This window comes from Okeania sp., assembly GCF_983059655.1.
In genome coordinates this window covers 1-6,169 of sequence record NZ_CEZPJD010000466.1, presented here as the reverse complement: position 1 = coordinate 6,169, position 6,169 = coordinate 1, and the positions used below count along the sequence as shown (strand labels likewise).

Below are 6,169 nucleotides of genomic sequence, written 5' to 3'. Positions count from 1 at the left end.
CTCTAGAAATTTCCGAAAATTTCCTAGATACTGAAAATATAAATAGTATAGCTACCCTCAAAATTACAGAAGATAAATTAGATAGTTTAATCTGTGCTTATATTGGTGCATACTGGTGGTATTGGGGCCAAGCAAAAAATTTAGTTTTGGGCGATGGCACCACCGGATATATAGTAGTTCCTGAAAGACTAGAATAAACCCTGTTCAAATATATGAAAGAAAATATAGCAGAACTCAAATCAGAAGTAGAAACTTTACAAGCAGAAGTAGAAACTTTACAGACGGAAGTAAATACTCTTCGTCATCAACGTTCTTCTTTCCGAATAGATGTTAGCTTTCCTCCAGATAATACTCCCGAAACACTAGCAGAATTTCACAAAAAAAATGCTGAAGAAGCTGCAAAGTGGCAAGAAGAATTACAAGAAATTAATCAATCTCTCAAAATATTAGAAGCACAACTTAATCAGAAAAAAACTACATTAGCACCAAAAAAATCTCGACTAGAATGGCACGAACTACAAGAAAAAGTTTATCAAGGGGGAAAAGAATTACAGGAGCAAGTGAAAAAAGTCAACGAAAAAGCTAATCAACTTGAAGCAGAAATACAAAATCTCAAACAAATTTATCAACAATTAAATCCACTTTATTGTGAGTGGGTACAAAATGCAGCCAATATAGTTGATTTTAAGGCTAAAACTATTCCTTATGTCTATGTTAAAGACAATGGATTTGAACTTGGAAATAAAGAAATAGATTCATTAATGGATAATGGATAATTGATAATTGATAATGGATAATTGATAATTACTTCTGTATAAAACCGCTCTTGATTTAATATAAGGAAATATTATTTCTTTTCTTGGTCGATTGGATATGATTAGGAAACCCATCCATCTATCGACTGTTTTTTCTCCTTCAAAGGGGAGGTTTCAAGGCGCGAATTATTTAATTATTAATTATTCGGTAAGGGGAATTTCAGTTATTAGTTGTCAGTAAAAGGGAAGAGGAAAAAAAGATTGAGATACATCTCTATTTTTATTGAGGCTTTTTTATCAACCAAACCGACAAATGGTAAATTTTTTGTCTAATTTTATGACCTGTAAAAGTCGAGAATACCGTAGGTTGGGTTAAGCGACAGCGCAACCCAACATATTCAGTTATCAGTTATCAGTTATCAGTAAAAGAGAAGAGGAAAAAAGATTGAGATACATCTCTATTTTTGTTGAGTTTTTTTTATCAACCCAACCTACAACTGATAAATTTTTTGCCGGAATTTTCTCATGTGTCAAAGTCGGGATTAAGTTTTAATTCCTCACCAATTTAGTTATCTTTTCGTCATCTGAAGATTTGCGGATATATCCTAATTTTCAAATCCAAAGAAACTAGCGATCGCTGGTAATAACTTTTTCCACTCCTGAATTAATTTTGCTGTCTTAGGTAACTCTGTAAATAAGTTTTGAAAAAATCCAATTACTCCTTTTGCTATTTGTTTATTTTCCTGGGGATTTTTTGCTGCTTCTGCTAAACTTTGCACTTCCTTTAAAGTTTTTTCTTTAGTCGCTTGACTCAAATTTGAATCTGCTTCAATTGCTTTTTGAAGTTGAGTCAAAGCTTCTTTAATTCCTGGCTTATTTGGTTCGGAAGAATCTGGTAATTTATTGATAGAAGCAGTAACATTTCCTTGAACATCACCTGATACAAAATTGGAGCCATAACTTGTTCCAACTTTTATAGATTTGTCTTCCATATTTAACCTCCATTAATTTATGAAAAATTTGTTGATTTAAAAATAATTCGATACTTTATCAATTGGAAATATTAGTCAATAGAAGATTCTACATCTCCTTCTACATTACCTGATACAAAACTAGAACCAATACTGGTTTCAACTTGAACAGATTTATCTTCAAATTTAACAGATTTATCTTCAATAGAACAGTTCTTAAAATTAAAATTTTTGTTTATTTTTCCTATTTTTCCTTGTTCAGAATTCATAACATCGCATAAATTAACAATTACTGTCCTAATCCAGCCTGGATTTGGGCTAACTATAATGTTTTTATAGCCAGAATTGCCTTCAATAACTAGACCATACTTTTGAGAAGTTTTATTAGGTCGATGATGACACAATAGCAAAATATCAACAATTATCAATAGTAAGCCAAATATTTGGAAATTTTTGTTTGGAGATTGAAGTAATATAATAGCTATAAATATTAGTAATCCAGCACCTATAAATCGTAAAGTAGAAAACCTTTTAGTTCTTTTTTCAGTAGTTTTCAATTCAATATAACGAATACTGGTGATGTTGTTAATTTGATAAACAGTATCCTTATAAATTAAGGTTTTTCCTCTAACTTTTAAAACCGATACTTCTACTTCTTCTGGTTCTGGATAAGATTTTGGTAAATTATCATCCACCCTTAAATTGACTTCAAAATTCTTCTTTTACTAGGACTTAGCAGTCAGCTTTTTTCAAGCTGTACAACTTAGTTCAGATAGACTAAAAATATTAACTAATCATATATTGAATTAGAAAAATTTCCATTATACCCTAAGACATAGTTTAAGAGTTAAATCCAGTTTTGACTATACTAAATTGTTTGATTAAGTCGCGATTTTTGTAAATAAAAATCAAGTGAATATAGGAAAATATCCTAAAACGTCCTATGAGAATGAGCTAAAATGGCTAAAACTATTATTAGAACTAAACTCAATGACTATTACGGAAATTTTACAATTTGCCGATCGCCTAGTTTTTGCTCATAGAGGAAAACATTTAGATGATATTCAAGAAACAGTTATTAAAGGTGTTTGGCAAGGTAAAACTTATGAAAATATTGCACAAGAATGTAACCGTAGTGAAAGTCGAGTTCGAGATGTAGGTTATCAACTATGGAAAACTTTTTCCGAAAGTTTAGGAGAAGATATTAATAAATCTAATTTTCGCTCTACTATTGAAAGATTACAGATACAAGAAAAATCGTCTATTTGTAGAACTAATTGTAATTTTAACTTCGGGTCACAAACTCTATATCAGTATCAAAAATATCCTCAAGATTCTCAAATCAAAGATACAGCTAAAACAACTTTTCAGGATTTAATTATCGCCCCTACAATTAATCCTGCTTACTTTTACGGACGTACTCAAGAACTAGAAATTCTCTCCAACTATATCCTCCATCAAAAAACTCGTCTAATGTCAGTATTAGGATTAAGCGGTATTGGCAAAACAACCCTAGTCAAAAGATTTATTGACTTGAATATCCAACAGTTCGATGTAGTAATTTGGAGAAATTTAAAACTTGTTAAATCTCTAAACTCTCTAATAACTGACCTCTTAAAAAAAATCACTATCCAAAATCAAAATATTCTCATCTCAGACGAACAATTCACCCAATTTTTAGACTTACTATCTAGACAAAAATGTTTAATTGTTCTCGACGACGTACAAAACATATTTATCAGTAGAAAACTTGCCGGACAATATCAAACTCAACACACAGAATATCAAAACCTCTTCCAAGCGATCGCTCAAACAGAACATCAAAGTTGTGTAATATTAATTAGCCAAGAAAAAGCTCAAGAAATGACAGCCTTAGACCGAGAACTATATCCAATTCAATGCCTAGAGTTAGAAGGCTTAGATAATTCAGCCGGAATAGAAATAATTCAAGAATATAAACTGCAAGACCGAGAATATTGGCTGGATTTAAACAATATGTATCTAGGCAATCCCTTATACTTAAAATATATATGTACTTTAATCAAAGATATCTTTCAAGACTTAGTATCTCACTTGATAGCTGAAGAGAACTTAATTATCACAGAAGAGATGAAACTACTTTTCGACACCTCATACCAGAGAATGTCAGACATAGAAAAACAAATAGTTTTAAAAATAAGTACATCCGATGAAAATCTTTCAATAGAAGACTTAAAAAAAACCTGCTCATTATCCTCCATAGATATTATCAATGGATTACAATCCCTAAAAAGACGATACTTATTAAATCAAATAAAAACCAACAATACCTTATTCAGCCTATCCTCCTTATTCAAAGAATATATTAAAAACTTTCAGATGCAAAACTAAACTATTTAACTATTTAGTAGGAGTCAGAATTCAGAATTCAGGAGTCAGAATTTAAAAAATTTTCAGTTGACAGAATAAATACAGCATATTTCAGGCAAATGAGGTAAAGGGTAAATGATGAAAATATTGTAGTGCGGGCATCTTGCCCGCGATGGGTATACCTCATGGGCAATGGGAAGCGCTGTATTTTTTGCCTATCCCCTACTCCCTACTCCCTATTTCCTACTCCCTTTCTTAATAGTAAACTTTCGTTACAATCCAAACTCTACTATTTCCACAGGTGTCACGTCCTTGTAAACTTACAAATTAGGACAATCATATTGACCTACTGAAATAGCAGAAGGCAGAAGGGAAAGGCTATCTTAAAAATTTGAGTTTGAGACTTTTGTTATATCCCAACCTTATGCTTTGCTTGCTATCTAAGATAAAAAAACTTGAGAAGTATAAGGTAAAATAAAGATGGCCGAATCTAGCCAACTACCATATTTATTACGAGCAACTAAGGGTGAAGTATTAGACCGTCCACCTGTATGGATGATGAGACAGGCAGGACGTTACATGAAATCTTATCGAGATTTACGAGAGAAATACCCCTCATTTCGCGAGCGTTCCGAAAACGTAGATATTGCTGTGGAAATATCTCTGCAACCTTTCCACGCATTTAAACCAGATGGAGTAATTTTATTCTCAGATATCTTAACCCCACTTCCAGCAATAGGCATTGACTTTGATATAGTCGAAAGTAAAGGCCCAATAATCGACCCTCCTATTCGCACTCAATCTCAAATTGACCAACTTCATCCCATCGAACCAGAAGAGTCTCTACCTTTTATCAGAGAAATTTTACAAACCCTCAAACAACAAGTAAAAAACGAAGCAGCAATTTTAGGTTTTGTAGGAGCACCTTGGACATTAGCAGCTTATGCCATAGAAGGTAAAAGTTGTAAGGATTATACTTTTATCAAAAGAATGGCCTTTTGCGAACCAGAAATGTTGCATCAGTTTCTCGGCAAACTAGCAGACGCGATCGCCGTTTATGCTCGTTACCAGATAAATAGTGGGGCACAAGTTATCCAAATGTTTGACTCTTGGGCAGGCCAACTTAGCCCTCAAGATTATGAAACTTTTGCCTTGCCATATCAAAAACGAGTAGTACAACAGGTTAAGGCAACTCATCCAAACACACCATTTATTCTTTATATTAATGGCAGTGCTGGATTATTAGAGAGAATGCCCCAAACTGGTGTTGATATAGTTAGTGTAGACTGGACAGTAGACATCGGCGAAGCAAGACAACGCCTTGGTAAAAATATTGGCATACAGGGAAATATAGACCCAGGCGTACTTTTTGGTTCTAAAGAGTTTATCAAATCTCGCATTTTAGAAACTATTCGCAAAGCAGGCAACCAAGGTCATATTCTGAATTTAGGACATGGTGTTTTGCAAAAGACTCCTGAAGAAAATGTAGAGTTCTTCTTTGAAACTGCTAAAGAAGTAAGCAACTTACTGGCAGTAACTGCTTAATTCAATTCAACCTTATGTAAGATTTCCATTAATTTTTGTTTTGTCTAGGGGTGGGCTTATTAATGGATAATTGATAATGGATAATTGATAATTAGGGTTTGCCCTCAAAAGTCTTTTAGTAGGGTTAGGAGACAGGAGACAGAAGACAGGAGAAATGGGAATGAGCGAGCAGGTAGGAGTAAGAATTGTCCCAAAATTGTTCTGCCCAACTATGCGCCTAAAATACTAACTTTTTGAGCATAAATAGCTGAAAACCAGGCACTTTTTTCGACTCCAAAAAAGCACTTGTCTTTATATGTCAATGCTTTTAGATTTAATCAGCAAGCCCTAATTACTTAATTTGGTCTAAGACTTCTTCATTTATTAAGTCTGGAGAAAATAAAAAGAAAACATTTTCCTTAGGAATGAGAATTTATTAACTTCCAGATTTTCTGCACAGGAGCATTTCAGTGCGGTACTCCTAGCAAATATTTGTGGATCATATTTTATCCTCATTCCTTAAGTTCAATCCTCTTTTTTCAAGGAGAGGTAATTTTCCATTATTCATTG

At 33.0% G+C, this 6,169-nt stretch carries 5 protein-coding genes and 1 pseudogene; 4 read left to right on the top strand and 2 right to left on the bottom strand.

Features of this window, described 5'->3' with window-relative positions; translation table 11 throughout:
- Both AC3DU7_RS21950 and AC3DU7_RS21945 read left to right on the top strand, forming a co-directional pair.
- A pseudogene (locus AC3DU7_RS21950) lies at positions 1-197 on the top strand (DUF429 domain-containing protein); the annotation flags it as partial.
- A gap of 15 nt (positions 198-212) precedes the next feature.
- Positions 213-776: a hypothetical protein gene (locus tag AC3DU7_RS21945; protein ID WP_488041430.1), complete on the top strand. Its 564-nt coding sequence runs from the start codon at positions 213-215 to the stop codon at positions 774-776.
- A 584-nt stretch (positions 777-1,360) separates the two neighbouring features.
- Here AC3DU7_RS21945 and AC3DU7_RS21940 read toward each other — a convergent pair.
- Positions 1,361-1,747 (bottom strand): hypothetical protein, encoded by a 387-nt coding sequence (locus tag AC3DU7_RS21940; protein WP_488041429.1) that lies wholly within the window; start codon positions 1,745-1,747, stop codon positions 1,361-1,363.
- Positions 1,748-1,818: 71 nt separating this feature from the next.
- The gene (locus AC3DU7_RS21935) at positions 1,819-2,421 is read right to left on the bottom strand and encodes a DUF6232 family protein (RefSeq protein WP_488041428.1); all 603 of its coding nucleotides are present in this window, start codon (positions 2,419-2,421) and stop codon (positions 1,819-1,821) included.
- A gap of 295 nt (positions 2,422-2,716) precedes the next feature.
- Here AC3DU7_RS21935 and AC3DU7_RS21930 point away from each other — a divergent pair, with 295 nt between their 5' ends.
- Positions 2,717-4,096 (top strand): helix-turn-helix domain-containing protein, encoded by a 1,380-nt coding sequence (locus tag AC3DU7_RS21930; RefSeq protein ID WP_488041427.1) that lies wholly within the window; start codon positions 2,717-2,719, stop codon positions 4,094-4,096.
- Between the two features lie 459 nt (positions 4,097-4,555).
- Complete coding sequence (gene hemE, locus AC3DU7_RS21925) at positions 4,556-5,620, top strand: uroporphyrinogen decarboxylase (RefSeq protein ID WP_488041426.1); 1,065 nt, start codon at positions 4,556-4,558, stop codon at positions 5,618-5,620.
- The last annotated feature ends 549 nt before the right edge of the window (positions 5,621-6,169 follow it).

Bases quoted from the DNA above. Each gene is read 5' to 3' on its own strand.
- hemE (WP_488041426.1), top strand. From the start codon at position 4,556: ATGGCCGAATCTAGCCAACTACCATATTTATTACGAGCAACTAAGGGT.
- AC3DU7_RS21940 (WP_488041429.1), bottom strand. From the start codon at position 1,747: ATGGAAGACAAATCTATAAAAGTTGGAACAAGTTATGGCTCCAATTTT.
- AC3DU7_RS21930 (WP_488041427.1), top strand. From the start codon at position 2,717: ATGACTATTACGGAAATTTTACAATTTGCCGATCGCCTAGTTTTTGCT.
- AC3DU7_RS21945 (WP_488041430.1), top strand. From the start codon at position 213: ATGAAAGAAAATATAGCAGAACTCAAATCAGAAGTAGAAACTTTACAA.